Below are 20,477 nucleotides of genomic sequence, written 5' to 3' on the forward strand. Positions count from 1 at the left end.
GCCGATACGCCGGCTCACTTTAGGTTTACCACTTCAGGTCTACAGCAACAGCCATAAGTCAGCTGTGCACAAAGGGCCCAACTTTACTGTAACTGCCGCTGGATGTCTGCAAAAATTTCACAAAGGCTAGCTTCGCAGGCCAACCCCCCGGCTAATTAAATACAACGCAAAGCTAAACATGACCACGATAAAACTGATGACAACGGTCAGCGCCAGTACCAGGCTGACATCACTAAACCCAAGAAAACCAAAGCGAAATGCATTGACCATATAGACGATTGGATTTAATGCCGCCACGTTTTGCCAGAAACCGGGCAACATCTGCAACGAGTAGAATACCCCGCCGAGGTAAGTTAGTGGCGTCAGCACAAAGGTGGGGATAATGCTGATATCATCAAACGTTTTGGCGTAAATAGCATTAATGAGTCCACCGAGCGCAAACAACATCGACGTTAAAACTACGGTAACAATAATAATAGCCAGATTATGGATGTGGATATCAACAAAAAACAATGACAGGATAGTGACAATTAAACCGACCAGAATGCCGCGGGTCATACCGCCCCCGACATAGCCCAGCACAATGAGATAATTGGGCACTGGCGCCACCAGCAACTCTTCGACATTACGCTGAAACTTGGCACTGAAAAACGATGAGGCCACATTGGCATAAGAGTTGGTAATGACAGCCATCATAATCAGGCCTGGGACAATAAACTCCATGTAGCTGAAACCACCCATATCACCGATACGAGAACCTATTAAACTGCCAAAAATCACAAAATACAGGCTCATGGTAATGGCCGGAGGCACCAGAGTTTGCACCCAGATCCGCATAAAACGGATAATCTCTTTGCTTAAAATACTTTGCAGAGCAATTAGATAACTGGCACGCATTAGTTTGCCTCCCCACGACCACTTTCCACCAGAGCCACAAATAACTCCTCCAGTCGGTTTGCTTTATTGCGCATTGATAATACATTAACCTGCTGCTTGCTCAGCTGCTCAAAAATCGGATTTAAGCCTTCGCTTTTCGCAACATCAATTTCAATACTGTGTTCATCTAAGGTCCGCCAGCTAATATCATCCAGGGTAATATTGGCTGGATTCTGGTCCAGATCGAGAATAAAGGTTTCATTGGTCAGCTTGTTTAACAGCGCTTTCATACTGGTGTTTTCAATAATCCGGCCTTTGTCGATTATGGCAATATTCCGACAGAGCATTTCGGCCTCTTCCAGATAATGGGTAGTTAGAATAATGGTTACCCCGGCTTTATTAATCGTACGTAAAAACTCCCACATGGAACGACGCAATTCAATATCGACGCCTGCCGTGGGCTCGTCTAAAATAAGCAACTTAGGTTCATGCATCAGGGCGCGGGCAATCATCAGCCGTCGCTTCATACCACCTGAAAGCTCACGGGCCCGTGCATGACGCTTATCCCACAACCCTAACTGACTCAGATATTTTTCAGCACGAACCAAAGCCAGTTTTTTCGGTACACCGTAATAACCTGCCTGATGCATGACAATTTGCAGCACAGTTTCAAACTGGTTAAAGTTAAATTCCTGCGGCACCAACCCAAGCTGACTTTTAGCCTGCTCCAGCTGACTGTCGATATCAAAGCCAAATACGCTGACCTGACCACTACTTTTATTGATCAGCGAGGTTATGACACCAATAGTGGTGCTTTTACCGGCACCATTGGGGCCGAGTAGGGCAAAAAAATCACCCTGCTTTACCTGTAAATCAATACCGCCAAGGGCAACGGTACCACTTTTATACACTTTATGAAGTGCTGAAATATCTAACGCCAGACTCACTCGTGCTCTCCTGAATTGGTATTGCTGCCACTGGTAGCGCGGTCGCCACCATAACCCCAACGGGCAGTAAGCTGTTGCTCAAGCCCCAGCTGGTCCAATATACGTGCCACCATAAAATCGACTAAATCACTGATTTGCTGCGGTTGATGATAAAAGCCCGGCGCCGCCGGCATTATGGTGACGCCAAGCCTTGCCAGTTTAAGCATATTTTCCAGGTGAATAGCGCTCAAAGGACTTTCCCGCGGTACCAAAATCAATTTGCCGCCTTCCTTAATCACCACATCGGCGGCACGCTCAATCAGATTATCGCTGGCGCCCATGGCAATAGCTGCCACAGTGCCGGTTGAACAGGGGCAAATCACCATTTGTTTGGGAGCAGCAGAGCCTGAGGCTACCGGCGAAAACCAGTCATCTTTACCATATACCGTGAGCTGTCCATCGCCGCAGTTAAACCGCGCCTGCAGCTGCTCGGTACATTTATCCGGTGCGCCGGCTAACTTAATATTGTGCTCGGTAGCAAAAACCACCCGGGCAGCACTGGAGATAAGCAAATGTACCCGCACACCCTGTAACAGCAAAAGTTCAAGCAAGCGCCAGCCATAAGGTGCGCCAGAGGCGCCGGTAAAGGCTAAGGTTATTTCCCGCATAGTTATTCCCATTTTTGCACTAGTGCCTGAATTAGCTTGTCGTGAATGCCGCCAAAAGCGCCATTACTCATTATCACGATGTTATCACCCTTTGTCGCTTGTTCGACCAGCAAACCGACCAGCGCCTCAAGATCATGCGATAAAACGGCTTTCGGGCTTAAGCTGCGGGTAAGGGCATCGAGTGACCAGTTGGCATTGGCCGGCTCGTATAAATATACCTGATCAGCAATCGCCAGCGAGACGGGTAACGCCGCCTCGTGCACGCCCATGCGCATAGTATTAGATCGCGGTTCCAGTACGGCCAGCAACCTGCCCTGGCCCACTTTATTTCGCACGCCCTGTAAGGTTGTGGCTATGGCCGTAGGGTGATGGGCAAAATCGTCGTACACTTTAATGCCGGCAATCTCGGCTTTAAGCTCCATTCGTCTTTTCGGTGCAACAAATTGGCCCATTGCCTCAATTGCAACGGCTACAGGCACCCCGGCGTGACGCGCTGCCGCTATTGCCATCACCGCATTATCAACATTGTGCTGGCCCCCTAATTGCCAGTGCAGCTCGCCTTGTAGCTGCTGCCTGTAAAACAGTTTGAACGCACTGCCATCGTTGTTTATCAGCTCTGCCCGCCAGTCTTGCCCATAGCTTTGCCGCTCACTCCAGCAGCCCATTGCCAGGGTCTGGCTGACAGCCTTGGTATCTTCCGGCGAGAGCACCAGGCCATTTGCCGGCACCATGCGAAGCAAATGATGAAACTGGCGTTGAATTGCCGCTAAATCCGGAAAAATGTCGGCGTGATCAAACTCCAGATTATTAATGACTAATGTCCTTGGCCGGTAGTGGACAAACTTAGAGCGTTTGTCAAAAAAGGCAGTGTCATATTCATCAGCTTCAATCACAAAAAATGGCGACTCGCCCAGCCTGGCTGAGGTATCAAAATTTTGTGGAATACCGCCAATTAAAAAACCCGGTTTCAAGCCAGCGGCTTCTAAAATCCAGGCCAGCATACTGCTGGTGGTGGTTTTACCGTGGGTGCCTGCTACCGCCAGCACCCAACGATCCTGCAATACCTGCTCAGCCAACCACTGTGGACCAGAGGTATAACGCAGGCCGCGACTAAGCACATATTCCACCGCCTCATTGCCACGGGACAGTGCGTTGCCAATGATAACTAAGTCCGGTTCAGGGCTAAACTGACTGCTGTCATAGCCCTGCACCAAACCAATACCCAATTCCGTTAACTGGTCGCTCATTGGCGGATAAACATTTTGATCAGAGCCGGTAACCCGATGGCCCAGTGCTTTGGCAATAGCGGCAATACCGCCCATAAAAGTGCCACAAATACCTAAAATATGAATATGCATCAGTTATTTCCTGCTACGCAGGCCCGTTGGGATCAGAAAAACAGATAAAACTACGATCAAAACTGCAATTTAACAATAAATTCTTTAAAATAGCGCTGCCCTACAATTTTACACTAGCAAATAAAAGGAATAATAAAATGCGCCGTATTTCCCCGGTACTGCAGCAGGACGGAGTAGAACCTGATCTAATAGCCCTGCTTAAAACTATTCTTGCTGCCTGTCGCGAAATCGCTTTTCGGGTCAGTCAGGGTGAACTGGCAGGTGTATTAGGTTCTACCCTTGGCGAAAATATTCAAGGGGAAACCCAAAAAAAACTGGATGTCATCGCCAATGAATTATTAAAAGAAGTCATCCTGGAAACTGGCGTTGTTAAAGCCATTAGCTCAGAAGAAGAGGATACTATCGTTGCCGGTAACCCTAAGGGAAAATATCTGGTGACCTTTGATCCGTTAGACGGCTCCTCAAATACCGATATTAACAGTTTAATCGGCACCATTTTTTCTATTTTACCTGCTGATCCAACCAAAGCCCCTGACGACGCCAGTTTGTTTTTGCAGCCGGGCACCGCTCAGGTTGCTGCCGGGTATGTGCTGTACGGCCCCTCGACCATGCTGGCCCTGACTACCGGTCATGGTACCCGTTTATATACGCTGGACAACACTTACGGTGGTTTTTTGCTGACTGAAGAGCAGGCAGCCATTCCAAAATATACCACCGAGTTCGCCATCAATATGTCTAACCAGCGTTTCTGGCAAGAGCCGATGCAGCGGTATATTGCCGATTTATTGCTGGGTAAAACCGGCAGCCGCGGTAAAAACTTTAATATGCGCTGGATAGCCGCGATGGTGGGCGATGTGCATCGGGTATTGTGCCGCGGTGGTATTTTCGCCTACCCAACCGATACCAAAGATCCGCAAAAACCAGATAAATTGCGACTAATGTATGAAGCCAATCCAATGAGCTTTCTGGTAGAACAAGCAGGTGGTGTCAGTTCTACCGGCTACCAGAGGATCATGGAGATTATACCTGCTGATATTCACCAGCGGGTGGCGGTTATTCTGGGCTCAAAACATGAAGTGGAAACCTGTATTGGTTATCACAAAGCATAGTTATTTCTGTGGCTGGAGTTATAATAGCCGGCATAGTATCAATTAATTAAAAAGGAAGCAGTATGAGCTTAAGCGACGTAGCCGCAGGTAAAAACCTACCGGACGAAATTAACGTTATTATTGAAATCCCGGCTAATGCCGATCCGATTAAATACGAAGTAGATAAAGACACCGGTACCGTCTGGGTCGACCGCTTTATGTCAACGCCGATGTTTTATCCTTGTAATTATGGCTTTGTAAATAATACCTTGTCGTTAGATGGTGACCCGGTTGATGTGTTAGTTCCTACTCCCTACCCATTGGTGCCGGGTGCCGTAATTAAATGTCGGCCGGTAGGTGTACTGAATATGTCAGATGAAGCAGGTGAAGATGCCAAAGTTATTGCGGTGCCTGTTAGCAAGCTGACTAAGCTGTATGACCATATTCAGGACATCAACGATGTACCTGAACTGTTAAAACAGCAGATCCAACATTTCTTCGAGCGCTATAAAGAGCTGGAAGCTGGCAAATGGGTCAAAGTACAAGGCTGGGGCGATGCTGCAGCGGCGAAAGCTGAAATTTTAACGTCATTTGAACGGGCAAAAAAATAACATCCGTTGACGCTCTGCTAAAAAATAAAGCCGCTTAGCGGCTTTATTTTTTTCAAGTGAACCGTTTAATCCGTTTTTTTAGTGTTCTTGTCTGCCAAAAATACCAGCAATTCCGCGTTAGGCATTGGCTTGGCAAATAAGAAACCCTGCATTTCATCACAGCCCATCGCTTCAACAGCCTGCTGCTGTGCTACCGTTTCCACACCCTCAGCAATAGTAGAGAGCCCCAGCCGCTTGCCAAGATTAATGATCGTCTGCGCGATAACTTCTCCGGCAGGTTCGGTGACCTCTCGCACGAAAGCCCGGTCAACTTTAATCCGGTCAAGCGGCAGTTGCTGCAAGTAACTTAATGATGAGAACCCTATACCAAAATCATCAATCGCCACTTTAATTCCGGCATTTTTAAGTTTTTGCAGAGCATCGATGACAATTTTAGGTTCATCCATTACGACGGACTCAGTGATCTCTAACTCTAACAGCGCCGGATCGATATCGTAACGGTTAACACAATCAATGACCGTTTGCACAAAATGGTGATTACGAAATTGTGGCATCGACACATTAACGGCAATCCGTAAGTTACTAAAGCCCTGTTTCGCGAGATGCTTTATTTGCTGACACGCCTGCTCCAGTACCCAACTGCCGATCTCTACTATTAAACCGGAATACTCAGCCAGCGGAATAAACACTGCTGGCGAGATGTATTTGCCATCAGCAATGGGCCAGCGTAGCAACGCCTCCATTCCTACCACTTGTTTGCTGCTTAACGATACCTGCGGCTGATACCATAACTCAAGTTTATCGCGACTGAAATCACTTCTCAGTTTGCGCAGCAGTGATAATCGCTCAGCCATTTCATCTTCCATTTCTGGTTGATAATACTGGTAGCTCTGACTAATACTTTTCTTGGCCTTATTCAGAGCAATATACACATGTTTTAAGATGGTGAGGCCCTGCTCTGAGGAATCAGTTAAGTGGCATAAGCCAAAAGTTGCGGTAACCTGTAGCGCATGTTCTGAAGCTTGAAAAGGCTCATTAAACAGCCCTTCTAAACGCTCAGGCGTTAATTCGTGCGAAGGTCCTACCAAACCAAAGACATCGGCACCAATCCGTCCCAGCTGGCAGCTGGTACCAAAAAAAGCGATCAGACGTAAGGTCAGCGCAATCAGCAGTTCATTACCTACATCCTGGCCCAGGCCATCATTAACATCAGAAAAATGATCAATATCGACCAGTACCGCTACCATACCCTCAGCGTCAAAGCGGCGGGTGTCCTGTAAAATCTGAATAAACTCATTACGGTTTGGGGTTTTAGTAAGCGGATCAATATAGGCTGCATGTTTCAGTTGCTGAAATAACGTGACATTTTCATATCCGATAGAAATGTTACTTAAAAAAACCTCTATCAATTGCCGGTCAAAGGCTTCAATAGGTCGGTTGGTCTCTATATAAACCGCCGCACAATGGTTGTCACTGCCCAGGTACAATACCGTATCCTGCTGGCCGAAAATATTTTGCCGCTGACTTAAACACAAACTAATTTGCTGGACGATCCTTGGGTTATCCAGCTTATCGAGCTGACATTTGATAAAAGGTGCATAATGTCCGGCTGCGCCTAGCACGTAAATTTTATCGCTGGCGCTACCATCATCTTCTATCTGGGCGCATAGCACCCCCTCGGCATGCAGCCCGATTAACGACGCAATTTGGGTAACAACCCCCTCAGAAAACTCGTGTAGCGAATGTTGCTCGAGCAAGTTTGCCCCAGCATTTATGATTTTTTGCAGGCCAATCCGGTTTTGATTAATAGTGCGAATTTGTTGATAAGAACGGATGGACGCAATAATGGTGGTAACAAGTTTGCCGCGGGTCAGTTCTGTTTTGGTCTTATAATCATTAATATCATATTCTTTAATGACACTCTCTTCAGGTGCATAGCCGGGTTGTCCCGTTCTTAGCACTATCCGCAGCTCTTCGAGGTGCAGCTCATCGCGGATCCGCTGTACCACTTTTAACCCGGCATCATCAGATTCCATGACAACATCCAGCAATACCATGGCAATATTAGTGTTGTTGTGCAAAAACCGAATGGCTTCGTCGCCAGAGTAAGCATGGTGAAAGTTCAGTTTACGGCCAAGGACGATCAGGTCGTTCAGAGCAAGCTTGGTAACCGTATGAATTTCTTCGTCATCATCAACGATCAGAATATTCCAGACACCAACCGCCAGCTCTGGTTCAGACAAGGCTTGCTCGTCTTCTGCAAAAAACAGAAAATCTTCATCTGTTTCATTCGATTTCATGATTACGCCTTAATCTGTCTCTTGTTTTAAATATACATGCATACGTTAGAAAACGAAAAACGAATTGTCGTTTATTTTTATCTTATTTTATCAAACGCCTTTATGACATAAATAATTAGCGCTACTTGCTGCTAACTCTGCTTAGTGCCAAGATAACATTAATTTTTCAATAAATACCGGAATTATTGTGAACAAAATAACCCCGGCATCTGGACAGCAGCGACTGTTAAAACTGGCGCGCTATCACTTAGGCACGCCGGTGACAAACAATACGGCAGAAGCTGTTGATGAGCCTGCTGAAGTTTCAGACCATGCCCCAGGCAATGCGAAGCTGCAGCAACTTGCTGCCCGTTCAGGAGCACCTGAACCAGGTACAGCGTTAACTCTGGGACAACGGGTCACCCGCCGCTTACAAATGCAACGCGAGCGCCAGCAACAAAATCTGGAAAAAATTATGGCGCTTGCTTTGGAATATTGCCCGGAACGGGTATCGGCGCAGGAGATAGATCCAGATTGGTTTTCTCAGTATTGTGAGTTGGTTCTGAATATCTCGAACGACAATATGCAGCAGCTATGGGCAAAAATTCTGGCTGGAGAAATAGCAACCCCAGGCCGGTTCTCCTTAAAAACGTTACAAATTTTGCAGCAAATGAGCCACAAAGAAGCACAAAGCCTGCAATTAGCGGCCAGTTTAAGTTGCCGTAGCAGACAAGAGCAAAGTGGTCGTATTTACTTCGGATACATTCGTAAGCCCTCACTTTGGCAACTCCTTACTGGCCGGAGCATGGCATTGTTAAACTTAAGTCAGTTTGGTTTATCTTATCCGCAAATACTTAATCTGGTTGATATTGGCATTTTACATAATGTCGAAATTGAAAGCGGTGAGTTACAACCCGGCCAGAGTTTTAGCTGGCAATTCCAAAGCCAAACCCTAAATTGCGTCGCGCTAAAGCGGGGTGTAGTACTGCAATATTACAAGTACACTGTGGTCGGCACTGAATTATTGCCACTGTTAAATAGTCCCACTCACAGCGGATATTTAAGCGCCTTGCAACAACAATTAGCGTCCGTATTACAATTTAAATAGCATCGGCTAATCTAACGATAACGGGGTGTTGGCTAAGGTGATGTCAGTGAAAAACGGGCCAGTAAGCTATCTAACCTGGCAGGCTCAAGGGGCTTAAATACAATGTCATCCATACCAGCCTCGCGGTATGTAGCTATTTCTGCCGGCATCGCATGGGCGGTAAACGCCACAATTGGTGTCTGACGATACTGCGGTAGTTGCCGCAATTGTTTGGTAATTTCCACCCCCGACATATCCGGCAGCTGAATATCCAACAGAATCATATCAAACCGCTGTTCTTCGCAGAGTAAAAAAACTTGCGCTGCAGAAGTCGCCGTATGCAAAACCAGCGGCTTATTTTTTAAAAGCACCTGCACAAATGCCAGATTGGTTTCATTGTCATCGACCACCAGAATATGCTGCCGGTTTGCTGTGGTTGACAACTGATTGCCCAAAGCCTGCACCACAGCCAGGCAGAACTGATCACTGGCCTGCACGCCGGATAGCGTTTGTTGCCATGCTGTCAGTGTGTCTGCGGCGGCAAAACACAACACCTCAGATTGCTGGCGGGCATAGTCGGTTATTTTATGCCAGTGCTGACGCTCTGTTGCCGGCGGTAAAAACAACAACACCACATCAAATTTTTTGCTGTGAATTATTTGCTCCAGTTCAATGAGCTTATGGCAGGTTGTCAGCTGAGACGTTAACGCGGCAAGAGCTGCGCTGCGTTGCTGCAAACGTTCTTCATCAGCATCAAAAACCAAAATATGTTGCAGCCTGTTTTGTGGGTTGACGGGTTCAATTTGTACCGAAGTGGTTAATTGCAAAATACAACCAAGCCCATCCAGCGATTGAAAGGTAAATTCTCCGCCCGTCTTTCTTATTGCTTTTAATAACGCGATGTCGGCGTCACTCCATTGCAAATCCAATACATCATTTGTCTGGATCAGCTCACGGCAATGCGCTGGCAAGCCGTTGCCATTGCAACCGGCAATTAAACGCAGAGCAGGCTGCTGCCCGGATAACTGCAACTGAATCGTGATAGTAATTTTACTGACGTCCTCGCCGCGAAGCGATAACATAATTAACGCATGCAGCTGGGAGCGCAACGTCTGGCCGCAAATCTTAACGGCATACACCAAATTGTCAGGATGCTCCTGCCAGTCCAGTATCACTGCACCAGTGGCCGCTAATTCATTAAATTCAGCAATATACTGCCCCAGCCAATCACTCAGCTTAATGGGGGCCACTTTAGCATCCGCATCTGCTAACTGATAAAATCCTGCCAATAAATGCATTTGAGATAACCGTTGTAGCTGAACGTGCTGCAATTGATCACGCCGCTGCCATAGCAGTAAACTTTGCTCAAACCAATGGCAAATCTGACGTCGCTGCATTTTTTGCTCTGTCGCAAGTCGGCTGCGCTGCTGCTCAATTCCGGCGACTTCATTATTGTGCTGTTGCACACGTTGATTCAGCTGTTGGATCAGTTGCTCAGTGCTGAAGTGATGCTGATCAAGCTTGCCTGCGAGCTGGTTAAATGCCAACCGTAATGGCTTTAGCGCAGGAACCAGTTTCTGTGATATCTGGCAGTCTTGCCGGGCATTTTGCAGCCGGCGCAAATTATGGGCTAATAGTTCAACATCAGTGGCCAGTCTTACTTGCTCGCGCCTGATGGCTACACTACTGCAGGCCAGACCGATGGCCAGGGCAGCGGTTAGCAAGGTCAAAGGAATAAGCCAGATAAGCCATGGCTGGGCGGTACTGAACACCACCGCAATATAACCATTGTCTGGCAATGGGGTGGCAATGGCAGACTGTGCAATCGCAAGCCCTGCGCTGACCGGCAGCACTGCAATTTGCTTTCTTTCCCCATCCAATGCACTTACTTGGTAGGTTTTTGGGGCTGTAGTCAGCGCTGGAACGGTTGCCGAATCGACACTACTGGCAATTAATTGCAGTTGTGTGTTGTACGCAGCAATCTGCGCCACCCCAAGAGTCGAACTGAGTTGAATTTGTTTGAGTTGATTTGCTAATTGTTGCTGGTCATTTTTAGCCGACAAGTTAGCCTGAACAGCATAATTGACCGTGATTGCTAATTGCTGAATTTGCTGCAATTGCTGATTACGGCTTTCATTATTAAGCCATAATAAAAGCAGCAGCCAGGCCAGCAGCAACGCAAGCAGCCAAGGTGCAATTAACTGTTTGAATATATTTGTCAAAATGATATTGCCGTCATTTGGAATAACGTTACTATAATGCGAATTTGCGGTAGCAACAAGGATTGTACCGCAGCACAACAGACCAACAGCAATGTGTTAGTTACGGGAAGGTTTAAAAGTGTAATTCTACCCCGGCAAAAACCCCTTTAAAGTCGAGATTGCTGTAGAGATTGTCAAAATCATCCAACCGTAAATTGACTGCCCGATACCCCAGTTTCAACCGGATATCTACCGTCAGCGAATCGACAACCTCATAGCCCACACCCGCCTGCAAATCGTACATGCGGCTATCGTTCCACCCAACGTAGCTGCCTTGCGCAAACACATCAAGCCCGGTTAGCGGTAAACCTACTTTACTGCTGACATACACCATCGGCAACCATTGCGACACTGACTCTTCACCCTGCAAACCATCTTGTGCCTGCTCTTCCAGAGACGCGTAACCTTTAATATGCTTGCCATTCAAACCAAGATCCAATGCAACAACACTGTTATCTAAAATTTCGTAATACAACACCACATCGGTATTGGTCAGATCGACCTGATTTCTGACAGAGGTATTCACGGTAAACTCTTCACCAGCGAAACTAAATTGGCCATCGATTAACGTTACGCCCTCGGCTTGCAGTTGATTATGAGCAAGTCGGATATTCGGCAGTACCGGGATCGGATGTTCCAGCGCAATATAATAGGTCCCCTGGTTTTTAGAATTAAAATTAAAAGTTGGTGCAGGGTCGCTATTACCAAAACTTCCGCTTACCTCTGAGCGCCAGCCATCACCACCAAGATACAGGCCAAGCAGCGTATCAGCAGAGGCCTGACTGGCGATAAACAGGGAGCCAAGTGCTAACGACAGAGCTGCTTTATTCATGGTGTTTTTCTTCATATTGTTTACCCTTGTATCAATAATTCTGATAGATCAATCAGTGCTGCATTTGCCCTCGATATGTAATTTGCCATGACCAGGCTGTGGTTGGCAAGCAAACCAAAGCCGCTGCCATTTAACACCATCGGGCTCCATATCGGTTGTTGTGTTGCTTCCAGTTCCCGGATAATTTGTTGCAAACTTACCATAGCGTTGCGCCGGTGCAGTACTTCAGCAAAATCCACTTCTACGGCTTTTAAGTAATGCAGTAACGCCCAGGCTGCACCCCGTGCTTCGTAAAATTCATCATCAATTTTCCACCAACTGGTTTTTACTCTTTGCTGGCCCGGTGCATTTGTAGATTGCCTTGCACCAACATCACCTGCCAAATCAGTATTTAAGCGCTCCTGACCAACACTTGCACTTAGTCTCTGTGAATAGCTTCCTAAGCGCTTCTCAACATTCTTTAACCAGTCCCGTAAATTGTCAGCTCTGGCGTAAAACTGGCTTTCGGGCAGGGTACTGTCGGATAAAGCAGCACGGTACAGGTACAATTGATTAATGGCTTTGCGATACTCTGATTCTGCACTGGGAATAGCCCAGCTGCGATGATCAATATTAAACTGTGGCTGTGCCACTTTTAAAAACTCATTTTCAGCAGACTGTGATTGCGAGCGGCTAAAATCTTTGCGAAACGCCAACGCCAGATCACGGGACATTTCCAGCACACCAAACTCCCAGGCGGCCATATTATCGAGCAAACTAAACGGTGGCAAAATATCATTTGCCAGATATCCACCGGGTTTATCCAGCAAAGTTTCAGTGACATTAATCAGGGCAGTTGTTGTTGTGTATCCTACCCGGGAAGTTGCGTTGCCGGTTTGCTTAGTCTGTTGGATCTGCTCAGTCATCACTGCAGGCTCTCGGCTTACCCACCAACTTGTCACCACAAAAATAAATAATACCAGGCATAGCGCCAGATAACTTATATTACGTTTATTCATTCCATATCCTTAGCGACGCGGCATTTCGGTTAGTGGCATACTTAGCTCAAGTTGCTGGCCATTGCTAAAACTCAGGGAGACATTAACACTCTCACCCACTATCAAAGGTTGCAAAGGGTCAAATAGCATCAGATGAAGGCCGCCAGGTTGTAACGTAACACTGGTATTAGCTTCAATAGCGATATGGGTTACCTGCTCCATTCTCATTACACCGTCCTGATGGCTATGTTGATGCAACTCTGCCCGCTCAAAGGCGCTACTTTTAACAGCGGTCAAATTGACAGTGTCAGCGCTATTATTCTGGATGGTAAAATAGCCAGCGGTTACCGTTCGTCCAGGCATTGGCACCCTTACCTGGCCATCAGCAACGACAAGTTCAGCACCATTAGCAGCCAAACCAAATACCGCCAAAGCCAACAAAAATATGAACTTCATCATGTTACGCTCCCTTAACAAATTTAGTTTATCTTACACCAAATCAGAGCAGCTGGCAGCGACCAGTAACAAAGTATCGAAAGAAACATCGGAGGGGCCCGGTATAACTAGCTCCGGGCTTTTTGCCATGACAACATAATTGGCGTCACGACGCTCCACACCAGGAACGCCGACAACATCGTGACAACGGGCAGCAGATACAGCAATAATAAGCTGCTTGCAGTCAACATCGCTTACTCTACCGCTGGGGTTGAGTCGGCTTTAGTAGCCGTATCTTTATGCTCGGCAAGTTTACTATCATCATTAAATAACTGGCGGACATCTGCAGCGGCTTGCTCCATCGCCTGACGAGCTTGTTTAGCAACGGTGACTTTTAAGTCAGCCAACTGATTCGCGGCTAATTGTTGTAAAGCCTCTGTTGCAGGGTTAGCCTGAGCCGGCGCAGCAGTGAACATAACGGCAGCAGTTAAGGTTAAAGCAGCTAAAGTTTTCATTTTATATTCCTTCATAATAGTTAATTAAGTTGATACTACAACTTAACTATTACAAAGCTTATGCCAACTTTGGCAAAACCATAACAGACTGATTTAAAACATTAATTTATAAATAAAGAGGAACCAATTTTTAGCCAACGCAAGACGAAACCAAAAATTAGCGAAATTAACCACTCAATTAGTCAATTCCTTAACACTGGATTCAGCCAGCGTTTTTTGTTAGTTTTCCGGCACAAATCCCAGTGCTTGTACTAACACTTCTTGTCCGGCACTGGCTAAATGACCATTTTCACTCAGGTGACGGCGCCATAATCTGGCACCAGGTAACCCTTGAAACAGTCCGAGCATATGGCGGGCAATATGCCAGAAACGGGCACCGTGTTGCATTTGCTGCTCGATATAAGGCAGCATGGCCCGCACTACTTCATGCTGGCTTAGCACATGCGGTTCATCATGATAAATAAAGTGGTCAACCTGGCTGAGCAAATAGGGGTTGGTATAGGCTTCACGTCCCACCATGACGCCGTCGACCAGGTTAAGTTGATAGTTAACGTCGTCCAGAGTTTTGATACCACCGTTAATACTAATATTAAGCTGCGGAAAATCCTTCTTTAATTGATGTACCCTCGGATAATCCAGCTCGGGGATCTCCCGATTTTCTTTAGGGCTTAAGCCTTTTAACCAGGCTTTGCGGGCATGAACAATAAACTGCTGGCAACCGGCATCAGCAATGGTGCCAACGAAGTCGGTTAAAAACTGGTAACTGTCGAGATCATCAATACCTATCCGGCTTTTGACCGTCACCGGAATCGACACCTTTTCCAGCATCGCACTAACGCAACTGGCAACAAGCTCTGGTTTGGCCATTAAACACGCACCAAACATGCCATTTTGTACCCGATCTGACGGGCAACCCACGTTAATATTAACCGCATCATAACCACGTTGTTCAGCCATTCTGGCGCACTGGGCCATCTCAGCCGGGTTAGAACCGCCTAACTGCAGCACCAGCGGATGCTCCTGCTCGTTAAAAGCAAGATAATCGCCTTTGCCATGGATAAGTGCGCCTGTCGTCACCATCTCGGTATATAACACAGCATGCTTTGTCATCAGCCGGTGAAAATAGCGGCAATGTTTATCGGTCCAGTCCAGCATTGGGGCGACAGAGAATTTATGATCCATAGAGTGAATAGCCAATAGTCTTGTACCTGCTCTAACCAATAGAGTAATAAGCGGTGTATTGTACATCAATAGCGCTCAAAATTGACCGTCATCTGGCAATTAACAACAAGCACTTTGCGTGGAACTTAAAGCGCATTATGCTACACTGCGAACCACTGCTGCCATGAGATAATATTACGTATGTCGACAGAGTCATTAGTAAGTCGGGCGAAAACTATTTGCGATAAAAATGGCGCGCGCTTTACCTCTATCCGGGAAAAAGTATTTCGGTTAATGGCTGAAACTGATGGTGGTATGGGCGCGTATGACCTGCTGGAGCGATTGAAACTGACCGAGCCTGCCGCGAAGCCCGCCACCATTTATCGTGCGCTTGAGTTTTTAACCGAACAGGGTTTTATTCATAAAATTGAATCCAGCAACGCCTTTATGTTGTGTCACCATTTTGGCCATCATCATCCGGCTCAGTTATTGATCTGTGATAGTTGCGGCAGCGTCAGCGAATTGCATTCTGATGTCCTGCAACAGGAATTCGGCGCTCTTGCCACCAAGCAGGGCTTTCAGATCAAACACCAGACCATAGAAGCTCATGGTTTTTGTTATAAATGCCAGCAGGTTGCATAAATTATCGTAAAATCATAAGCTGGCTTGTAGGATCATCTAATTGCTCCTAATCTTATACTGACTTGCTGGAATCATCCAACGAATAACTTACAGGCGCGCTCCATGAATGTTGAGTATATAAACCCGTTTCTGTCTTCTCTTGTTAATGTATTAGCCACCATGGCCAATACTACTATTGTGCCGGGCCAGCCTCGAATAAAAAAAGACGAGGTAGCGCGCGGCGATGTTTCAGGGTTAATTGGCATGGTGGGTAGCGACATCAAAGGCTCGTTTTCCGTCAGTTTTGAAGAGAGTCTGGCATTGGAAGTTATGTACCGGATGCTTGGTGAAAAACCAAAAACCATCGATGCCGATGTTACCGACATGGTAGGTGAAATAACCAATATGGTCACTGGCGGCGCCAAGCGCATTTTAGGCGATAAGGGCTATGAGTTTTCGATGGCGACCCCGATCGTGGTGTCAGGTAAAGCCCACACGATTACACATAAATGTGAAGGACCGACGATTTTAATGCCGTTCAACTCAGAATTTGGCAAAGTGCACATCGAAGTCAGCTTTGACAAGTAGTCCTTTGAACCGCTGCATATCAATTTGGTAGAGTGGTAATATACTGATAGTCAACGCGTGGGGTAATGTTGCAAAGTAGCTCATAAGGAATGGTATCAGCGCATTCAGCCACGCGTTCAATCGCCAACTCCGGGCCCCACAATACGGCTTCGGCACCAAGTGTCTCAGTAGGAGACTGGCCCAAATCTACCGTAATCATATCCATTGATACCCGGCCAACCAGCTTAACTTCCCGCCCTGCCAGCCACACTGGCGTGTTGTTCCTGGCATGACGCGGATAGCCGTCACCATAGCCAATAGCAATAACACCAATCCAGGTTGCCGCGGTTGCTTGCCAGTGGCCACCGTAGCCAACCGTCTCGCCTTGCTTAACCTGGCGCATCGCAATCAATCTGCTGCTTAAACGCATAACGGGATGTAACAAATGCTGCTGGCCCTGTTGATTTGGCAGGGGAGAAATACCATGCAGCATCAAGCCCGGTCTCACCCAATCGCCATGACTTTGTGGCAAGCTGATAATAGCCGCACTGTTGGCTAGGCTTTGCTGTTCGGCTTTGTCGTTGCAAAGCTGTTGAAACACGGCAAGTTGTTGCTCTGTTTTCACTGAACCTGGCATATCAGCACAGCTAAAGTGGCTCATTAAGCGAATTCCGGGTTGTACCGCTGAGCATTGCCATAACCGGCGATAAAACTCAGCAAACTGCTCTGGTGCTATACCCAAACGGTGCATCCCAGTATCAATTTTTAACCAGACTTTAAGCTGTCCATCTAATTCTGACTGCTCAAGTGCCTGCAATTGCAGTTCATTGTGCACCACCGTCTGCAGATTATTAGCCAGCAAAATAGGTAATTCCGCGGCTTCGTAAAAGCCTTCCAGTAATACAATTGGCTTAACAATACCGCCGGTACGGAGTGCTAACGCTTCATCTATTCTGGCTACTGCAAAAGCATCTGCGTCAGTTAATGCCTGCGCCACTTTTACCAGGCCATGACCGTACGCATTGGCTTTTAGTACTGCCAACACTTTGCTGGCAGGTGCCAGTTGTTGCACCCGCTGCAAATTATGGCTAAGTGCAGCCAGGTTAATTTGGGCTACCGGCCGGCGTGACATTAATACTCATCCTCAAAACGGGCACTACCGGCGTAGTTATCAAAGCGCGAGAAATGGCCGTGGAAGGTTAAACGCACTTTGCCAATTGGGCCATTACGCTGTTTACCAATAATAATTTCTGCCAAACCTTTTTCAGCGCTATCTTCGTGGTAAACCTCATCCCGGTAGATAAACATAATTAAGTCGGCATCCTGCTCGATTGAACCTGACTCCCTTAAATCAGAGTTTACCGGTCGCTTATCGGCGCGCTGCTCCAGGCCGCGGTTTAACTGGGACAACGCAATTACTGGTACCTTCAGCTCTTTGGCTAACGATTTTAAGGAGCGGGAAATTTCAGCGATTTCCAGGGTACGGTTTTCACTTAGCCCCGGCACCGTCATTAACTGTAAATAGTCGACCATGATCATACTAAGGCCACCATGCTCCCGTGCTACCCGCCTGGCGCGCGAACGTACCTCGGTCGGCGTCAGACCGGATGCATCATCGATATACATTTTGCCTTTACTGTTTAGCAGCTCAATGGCTGATGACAGTCTTGCCCAATCTTCATCTTCCAACTGGCCGGTACGTACTTTTGTTTGATTAATCCGGCCTAAAGACGCCAGCATCCGCATCATAATCTGATCTGAGGGCATCTCAAGACTGAAAATAAGCACCGGCTTGTCGCTGGTAATAGCGGCATGCTCACACAGGTTCATAGCAAAGGTGGTTTTACCCATGGAAGGACGGGCCGCAACAATTATTAAATCTGATGGCTGAAAGCCATTCGTCATTTTATCCAAATCCATATAGCCGGATGACAAACCGGTGATGCCGGTTTGTGGCGATCGAAACAGCGCATCTATTTTATCGATGGTTTTAGCCAGAATGTTGTTTATCGGCTCGGGGCCTTCGTTGGCATTAGCCCGTTGCTCTGCAATCTTAAACACTTTGCTCTCAGCAAAGTCAAGCAATTCAGCACTGGTGCGGCCCTGAGTGTCATAACCCGCGTCAGCAATATCATGGGCAACCGCTATCATGTCGCGCACCACAGCGCGCTCACGTACAATATCAGCATAGGCCATAATATTGGCCGCACTTGGCGTGTTTTTGGCTATTTCACCTAAATAAGCAAAGCCGCCTATATCATCAAGCTGCTGGTTAGCTTCCAGCGCTTCTGACACGGTAATTAAGTCTATTGGCTGGTTTGCTTCGGCAATTCTGGCCATGGCGCTAAAGATAAAACGGTGTGAACGCAGATAAAAATCCTGCTCAACCACTTTCTCTGAAACTCGGTCCCAGGCCTGATTATCCAGCATTAAACCACCCAGCACAGATTGCTCGGCTTCGATTGAGTGCGGTGGCATTTTCAGGCCGGCGACTTGCTTGTCTTTATTACTGCTCATAACACCTGACAGATTTTGAAATAACTGTGCAATGCTACCTTGCAAGCGGCAGAATAAAAAGCAACGTAGAGATTATTTTTAAAATGAAAGGGCGTAACGGTGGGAAAAACGGCGGAAGAGGTTGGCGCACTGCATGGCAGTGCGCCAGTAGCCTTAGGCTTCTGCGATAATAACAACTTTAATGGTTGCTACTACTTCAGCGTGTAACTGCAGATCGATTTCGAACTCGCCAGTTTCACGTAAAGTACCGTTAGGTAACTTCACTTCAGCTTTAGATACTTTTACGCCCGCTTCAGTAATGGCATCAGCGATATCGCGGGTACCTACTGAACCAAACAGCTTGCCTTCATCACCGGCTTTAGAAGCAATAGTCACTTCAGCCAGTTCTGCCAGCTTAGCAGCGCGGTCGTTAGCGGCAGTTAAATCAGCAGCCATTTTGGCTTCTAATTCAGCACGACGCTGTTCAAACTTTTCAGTGTTAGCTTTGTTAGCCGGAACTGCTTTACCCTGTGGGAATAAGAAGTTACGAGCATAACCAGACTTAACAGAAACATTGTCACCTAAACCACCAAGGTTAGAGACTTTGTCTAACAGAATAACTTGCATACTTATACCCCTTCTGTATTAGCTGTGTGAGTCGCTGTACGGCAACAAGGCCAGGTAGCGAGCGCGCTTAATAGCACGAGCCAGCTGACGCTGATACTTAGCGCTGGTACCAGTAATACGGCTAGGTACGATTTTGCCGCTTTCTGTAACATAGTTTTTCAGAACAGCGGTATCTTTGTAATCAATCTCTACAGTGCCTTCTGCAGAAAAACGGCAGAATTTACGGCGACGGAAAAAACGTGACATTTGTCTGTCTCCTAACTTATTTGTTCAATCTGCTGGGCGTGCAGTACCAGTTTTGCCTGACCACTGCGGTTTTGGTGCCGGTTTAAAAACCCGCTAACCTTTACCATGCTACCCAACGTCAAAGTTTGAGCTTGCTGATGTAACACTGTGCCGCTTAATACGATCTGCATTCTGACATAAGCCTGGCGGTTAAGGCCGGCTTCCTGCTGATTGCTTCTGTGTTCTACGGTGATAACAGTGTGCGGTATTCCCGCCGGACTCTCACTGCGTTCAGGGTGCCGGCATACGGCGCCACTAAGCACGATGATATTGTCCATCAAACTTACTCTTCGTTTTCTACCTGCTCTTCTGATTCACGAGGAGCACGGTCACGAGGACGGTCGTCACGTGAACGCTCTTCACGTACCTTAGCCATTGGAGATGGCTCAACTACGGCACCGTTAGTGCGCATAATCAGGTTACGTAATACAGCATCGTTGTAACGGAAGTTAGTTTCCAGCTCATCAATCACTGTTTGTGGTGCTTCCACGTTAAGCAACACGTAGTGTGCTTTGTGCAGTTTTTGAATTGGGTAAGCCAATTGACGACGGCCCCAATCTTCCAAACGGTGGATAGTACCGCCCGCTTCTTTGATTGAGCCAGTGTAACGCTCAATCATGCCAGGCACTTGTTCACTCTGATCAGGGTGAACCATAAAAACGATTTCGTAATGACGCATTGTAGCTCCTTACGGTTAGTAAGCCTCGGGTGAGCTCGGCCGGGCTCGCATAGAGGCAAGGAACGTGAGTGTATGGCCGAAGGTCGCGTATTTTACGGAGTTAGCGGGTAAATAACAAGCAGAATATA

Annotated in this window: 22 protein-coding genes; 5 read left to right on the forward strand and 17 right to left on the reverse strand. The window is 47.1% G+C overall.

Translation table 11 applies throughout. The annotated features are described in order from the left end of the window. Positions 1–126: 126 nt before the first annotated feature. The 4 genes from ABY802_RS07345 to mpl are packed head-to-tail and all read right to left on the reverse strand — an operon-like array spanning position 127 to position 3,828. Entirely contained in the window at positions 127–897 is a 771-nt protein-coding gene (locus tag ABY802_RS07345; RefSeq protein ID WP_372626389.1) for an ABC transporter permease, read from the reverse strand. Then, positions 897–1,823 (reverse strand): ABC transporter ATP-binding protein, encoded by a 927-nt coding sequence (locus tag ABY802_RS07350; protein WP_372626391.1) that lies wholly within the window; start codon positions 1,821–1,823, stop codon positions 897–899. The genes ABY802_RS07345 and ABY802_RS07350 overlap by 1 nt, the downstream gene beginning before the upstream one ends. Continuing rightward, on the reverse strand, positions 1,820–2,470 hold the full coding sequence (locus ABY802_RS07355) for a flavin prenyltransferase UbiX (protein WP_372626392.1): 651 nt from the start codon (positions 2,468–2,470) through the stop codon (positions 1,820–1,822). Before ABY802_RS07355 ends, ABY802_RS07350 begins: the two co-directional genes overlap by 4 nt. A 2-nt stretch (positions 2,471–2,472) precedes the next feature. After that, positions 2,473–3,828 (reverse strand): UDP-N-acetylmuramate:L-alanyl-gamma-D-glutamyl-meso-diaminopimelate ligase, encoded by a 1,356-nt coding sequence (gene mpl, locus ABY802_RS07360; protein WP_372626393.1) that lies wholly within the window; start codon positions 3,826–3,828, stop codon positions 2,473–2,475. Between the two features lie 137 nt (positions 3,829–3,965). On the opposite strand from mpl, the gene ABY802_RS07365 reads away from it, so the two are divergent. Together ABY802_RS07365 and ppa are read left to right on the forward strand one after the other, a co-directional pair. After that, on the forward strand, positions 3,966–4,937 hold the full coding sequence (locus ABY802_RS07365; RefSeq protein ID WP_372626394.1) for a class 1 fructose-bisphosphatase: 972 nt from the start codon (positions 3,966–3,968) through the stop codon (positions 4,935–4,937). Between the two features lie 62 nt (positions 4,938–4,999). Beyond that, positions 5,000–5,527, forward strand: a complete 528-nt coding sequence (gene ppa / locus ABY802_RS07370) for an inorganic diphosphatase (RefSeq protein WP_372626395.1) — start codon at positions 5,000–5,002, stop codon at positions 5,525–5,527. Positions 5,528–5,592: 65 nt separating this feature from the next. Here ppa and ABY802_RS07375 read toward each other — a convergent pair whose 3' ends face one another. Further along, positions 5,593–7,827, reverse strand: a complete 2,235-nt coding sequence (locus tag ABY802_RS07375; RefSeq protein WP_372626396.1) for an EAL domain-containing protein — start codon at positions 7,825–7,827, stop codon at positions 5,593–5,595. A gap of 187 nt (positions 7,828–8,014) precedes the next feature. Here ABY802_RS07375 and ABY802_RS07380 point away from each other — a divergent pair, with 187 nt between their 5' ends. Next, positions 8,015–8,914, forward strand: coding sequence for a TIGR03899 family protein (locus ABY802_RS07380; RefSeq protein ID WP_372626397.1), 900 nt, complete (start codon positions 8,015–8,017; stop codon positions 8,912–8,914). Between the two features lie 32 nt (positions 8,915–8,946). Here ABY802_RS07380 and ABY802_RS07385 read toward each other — a convergent pair whose 3' ends face one another. From ABY802_RS07385 to dusA, 6 genes are all read right to left on the reverse strand, one after another. After that, positions 8,947–11,115 (reverse strand): response regulator, encoded by a 2,169-nt coding sequence (locus tag ABY802_RS07385; RefSeq protein ID WP_372626398.1) that lies wholly within the window; start codon positions 11,113–11,115, stop codon positions 8,947–8,949. A 112-nt stretch (positions 11,116–11,227) separates the two neighbouring features. After that, positions 11,228–12,001 carry a TIGR04219 family outer membrane beta-barrel protein gene (locus ABY802_RS07390; RefSeq protein WP_372626399.1) on the reverse strand — a complete coding sequence of 258 codons (774 nt, stop codon included), beginning with the start codon at positions 11,999–12,001 and terminating at the stop codon, positions 11,228–11,230. 5 nt (positions 12,002–12,006) lie between these two features. Beyond that, a complete protein-coding gene (locus ABY802_RS07395; RefSeq protein ID WP_372626400.1) occupies positions 12,007–12,984 on the reverse strand; it encodes a DUF2333 family protein in 978 nt (325 codons plus the stop codon). 9 nt (positions 12,985–12,993) lie between these two features. Continuing rightward, the gene (locus ABY802_RS07400) at positions 12,994–13,422 is read right to left on the reverse strand and encodes a copper chaperone PCu(A)C (RefSeq protein WP_372626401.1); all 429 of its coding nucleotides are present in this window, start codon (positions 13,420–13,422) and stop codon (positions 12,994–12,996) included. Positions 13,423–13,652: 230 nt separating this feature from the next. Beyond that, the gene (locus ABY802_RS07405; protein ID WP_372626402.1) at positions 13,653–13,913 is read right to left on the reverse strand and encodes a hypothetical protein; all 261 of its coding nucleotides are present in this window, start codon (positions 13,911–13,913) and stop codon (positions 13,653–13,655) included. A gap of 219 nt (positions 13,914–14,132) precedes the next feature. Further along, positions 14,133–15,095 (reverse strand): tRNA dihydrouridine(20/20a) synthase DusA, encoded by a 963-nt coding sequence (gene dusA, locus ABY802_RS07410; protein WP_372626406.1) that lies wholly within the window; start codon positions 15,093–15,095, stop codon positions 14,133–14,135. 180 nt (positions 15,096–15,275) lie between these two features. On the opposite strand from dusA, the gene zur reads away from it, so the two are divergent. Together zur and ABY802_RS07420 are read left to right on the forward strand one after the other, a co-directional pair. Then, positions 15,276–15,716 (forward strand): zinc uptake transcriptional repressor Zur, encoded by a 441-nt coding sequence (gene zur, locus ABY802_RS07415; protein ID WP_372626403.1) that lies wholly within the window; start codon positions 15,276–15,278, stop codon positions 15,714–15,716. A 102-nt stretch (positions 15,717–15,818) separates the two neighbouring features. Further along, on the forward strand, positions 15,819–16,283 hold the full coding sequence (locus ABY802_RS07420; protein ID WP_290614177.1) for a chemotaxis protein CheX: 465 nt from the start codon (positions 15,819–15,821) through the stop codon (positions 16,281–16,283). A 19-nt stretch (positions 16,284–16,302) separates the two neighbouring features. Here the strand turns inward: ABY802_RS07420 and alr are convergent, their stop codons facing one another. The 6 genes from alr to rpsF all read right to left on the reverse strand — a co-directional run bounded on the left by alr (position 16,303) and on the right by rpsF (position 20,349). Beyond that, the gene (alr, locus tag ABY802_RS07425) at positions 16,303–17,394 is read right to left on the reverse strand and encodes an alanine racemase (protein ID WP_372626404.1); all 1,092 of its coding nucleotides are present in this window, start codon (positions 17,392–17,394) and stop codon (positions 16,303–16,305) included. Further along, a complete protein-coding gene (gene dnaB / locus ABY802_RS07430) occupies positions 17,394–18,779 on the reverse strand; it encodes a replicative DNA helicase (protein WP_019675939.1) in 1,386 nt (461 codons plus the stop codon). The genes alr and dnaB overlap by 1 nt, the downstream gene beginning before the upstream one ends. Positions 18,780–18,932: 153 nt before the next feature. Next, on the reverse strand, positions 18,933–19,385 hold the full coding sequence (gene rplI / locus ABY802_RS07435; protein ID WP_372626405.1) for a 50S ribosomal protein L9: 453 nt from the start codon (positions 19,383–19,385) through the stop codon (positions 18,933–18,935). 18 nt (positions 19,386–19,403) lie between these two features. Further along, positions 19,404–19,631, reverse strand: a complete 228-nt coding sequence (rpsR, locus tag ABY802_RS07440) for a 30S ribosomal protein S18 (RefSeq protein ID WP_008218940.1) — start codon at positions 19,629–19,631, stop codon at positions 19,404–19,406. Between the two features lie 11 nt (positions 19,632–19,642). Next, positions 19,643–19,948: a primosomal replication protein N gene (priB, locus tag ABY802_RS07445; protein ID WP_046554379.1), complete on the reverse strand. Its 306-nt coding sequence runs from the start codon at positions 19,946–19,948 to the stop codon at positions 19,643–19,645. A 5-nt stretch (positions 19,949–19,953) separates the two neighbouring features. Next, positions 19,954–20,349, reverse strand: coding sequence for a 30S ribosomal protein S6 (rpsF, locus tag ABY802_RS07450; RefSeq protein WP_290614189.1), 396 nt, complete (start codon positions 20,347–20,349; stop codon positions 19,954–19,956). Between the last annotated feature and the right edge of the window lie 128 nt (positions 20,350–20,477).

The sequence above is a fragment of the Arsukibacterium sp. genome, assembly GCF_041616895.1.
Taxonomy (GTDB): Bacteria; Pseudomonadota; Gammaproteobacteria; order Enterobacterales; family Alteromonadaceae; genus Alishewanella.

Bases quoted from the DNA above. Each gene is read 5' to 3' on its own strand.
- ABY802_RS07405 (WP_372626402.1), bottom strand. From the start codon at position 13,913: ATGAAAACTTTAGCTGCTTTAACCTTAACTGCTGCCGTTATGTTCACT.
- ABY802_RS07390 (WP_372626399.1), bottom strand. From the start codon at position 12,001: ATGAAGAAAAACACCATGAATAAAGCAGCTCTGTCGTTAGCACTTGGC.
- rplI (WP_372626405.1), bottom strand. From the start codon at position 19,385: ATGCAAGTTATTCTGTTAGACAAAGTCTCTAACCTTGGTGGTTTAGGT.
- dnaB (WP_019675939.1), bottom strand. From the start codon at position 18,779: ATGAGCAGTAATAAAGACAAGCAAGTCGCCGGCCTGAAAATGCCACCG.
- alr (WP_372626404.1), bottom strand. From the start codon at position 17,394: ATGTCACGCCGGCCGGTAGCCCAAATTAACCTGGCTGCACTTAGCCAT.
- dusA (WP_372626406.1), bottom strand. From the start codon at position 15,095: ATGGATCATAAATTCTCTGTCGCCCCAATGCTGGACTGGACCGATAAA.
- ABY802_RS07345 (WP_372626389.1), bottom strand. From the start codon at position 897: ATGCGTGCCAGTTATCTAATTGCTCTGCAAAGTATTTTAAGCAAAGAG.
- mpl (WP_372626393.1), bottom strand. From the start codon at position 3,828: ATGCATATTCATATTTTAGGTATTTGTGGCACTTTTATGGGCGGTATT.
- ABY802_RS07365 (WP_372626394.1), top strand. From the start codon at position 3,966: ATGCGCCGTATTTCCCCGGTACTGCAGCAGGACGGAGTAGAACCTGAT.
- rpsF (WP_290614189.1), bottom strand. From the start codon at position 20,349: ATGCGTCATTACGAAATCGTTTTTATGGTTCACCCTGATCAGAGTGAA.
- ppa (WP_372626395.1), top strand. From the start codon at position 5,000: ATGAGCTTAAGCGACGTAGCCGCAGGTAAAAACCTACCGGACGAAATT.
- zur (WP_372626403.1), top strand. From the start codon at position 15,276: ATGTCGACAGAGTCATTAGTAAGTCGGGCGAAAACTATTTGCGATAAA.
- ABY802_RS07395 (WP_372626400.1), bottom strand. From the start codon at position 12,984: ATGAATAAACGTAATATAAGTTATCTGGCGCTATGCCTGGTATTATTT.
- ABY802_RS07355 (WP_372626392.1), bottom strand. From the start codon at position 2,470: ATGCGGGAAATAACCTTAGCCTTTACCGGCGCCTCTGGCGCACCTTAT.
- ABY802_RS07375 (WP_372626396.1), bottom strand. From the start codon at position 7,827: ATGAAATCGAATGAAACAGATGAAGATTTTCTGTTTTTTGCAGAAGAC.
- ABY802_RS07420 (WP_290614177.1), top strand. From the start codon at position 15,819: ATGAATGTTGAGTATATAAACCCGTTTCTGTCTTCTCTTGTTAATGTA.
- ABY802_RS07400 (WP_372626401.1), bottom strand. From the start codon at position 13,422: ATGATGAAGTTCATATTTTTGTTGGCTTTGGCGGTATTTGGTTTGGCT.
- priB (WP_046554379.1), bottom strand. From the start codon at position 19,948: ATGGACAATATCATCGTGCTTAGTGGCGCCGTATGCCGGCACCCTGAA.
- rpsR (WP_008218940.1), bottom strand. From the start codon at position 19,631: ATGTCACGTTTTTTCCGTCGCCGTAAATTCTGCCGTTTTTCTGCAGAA.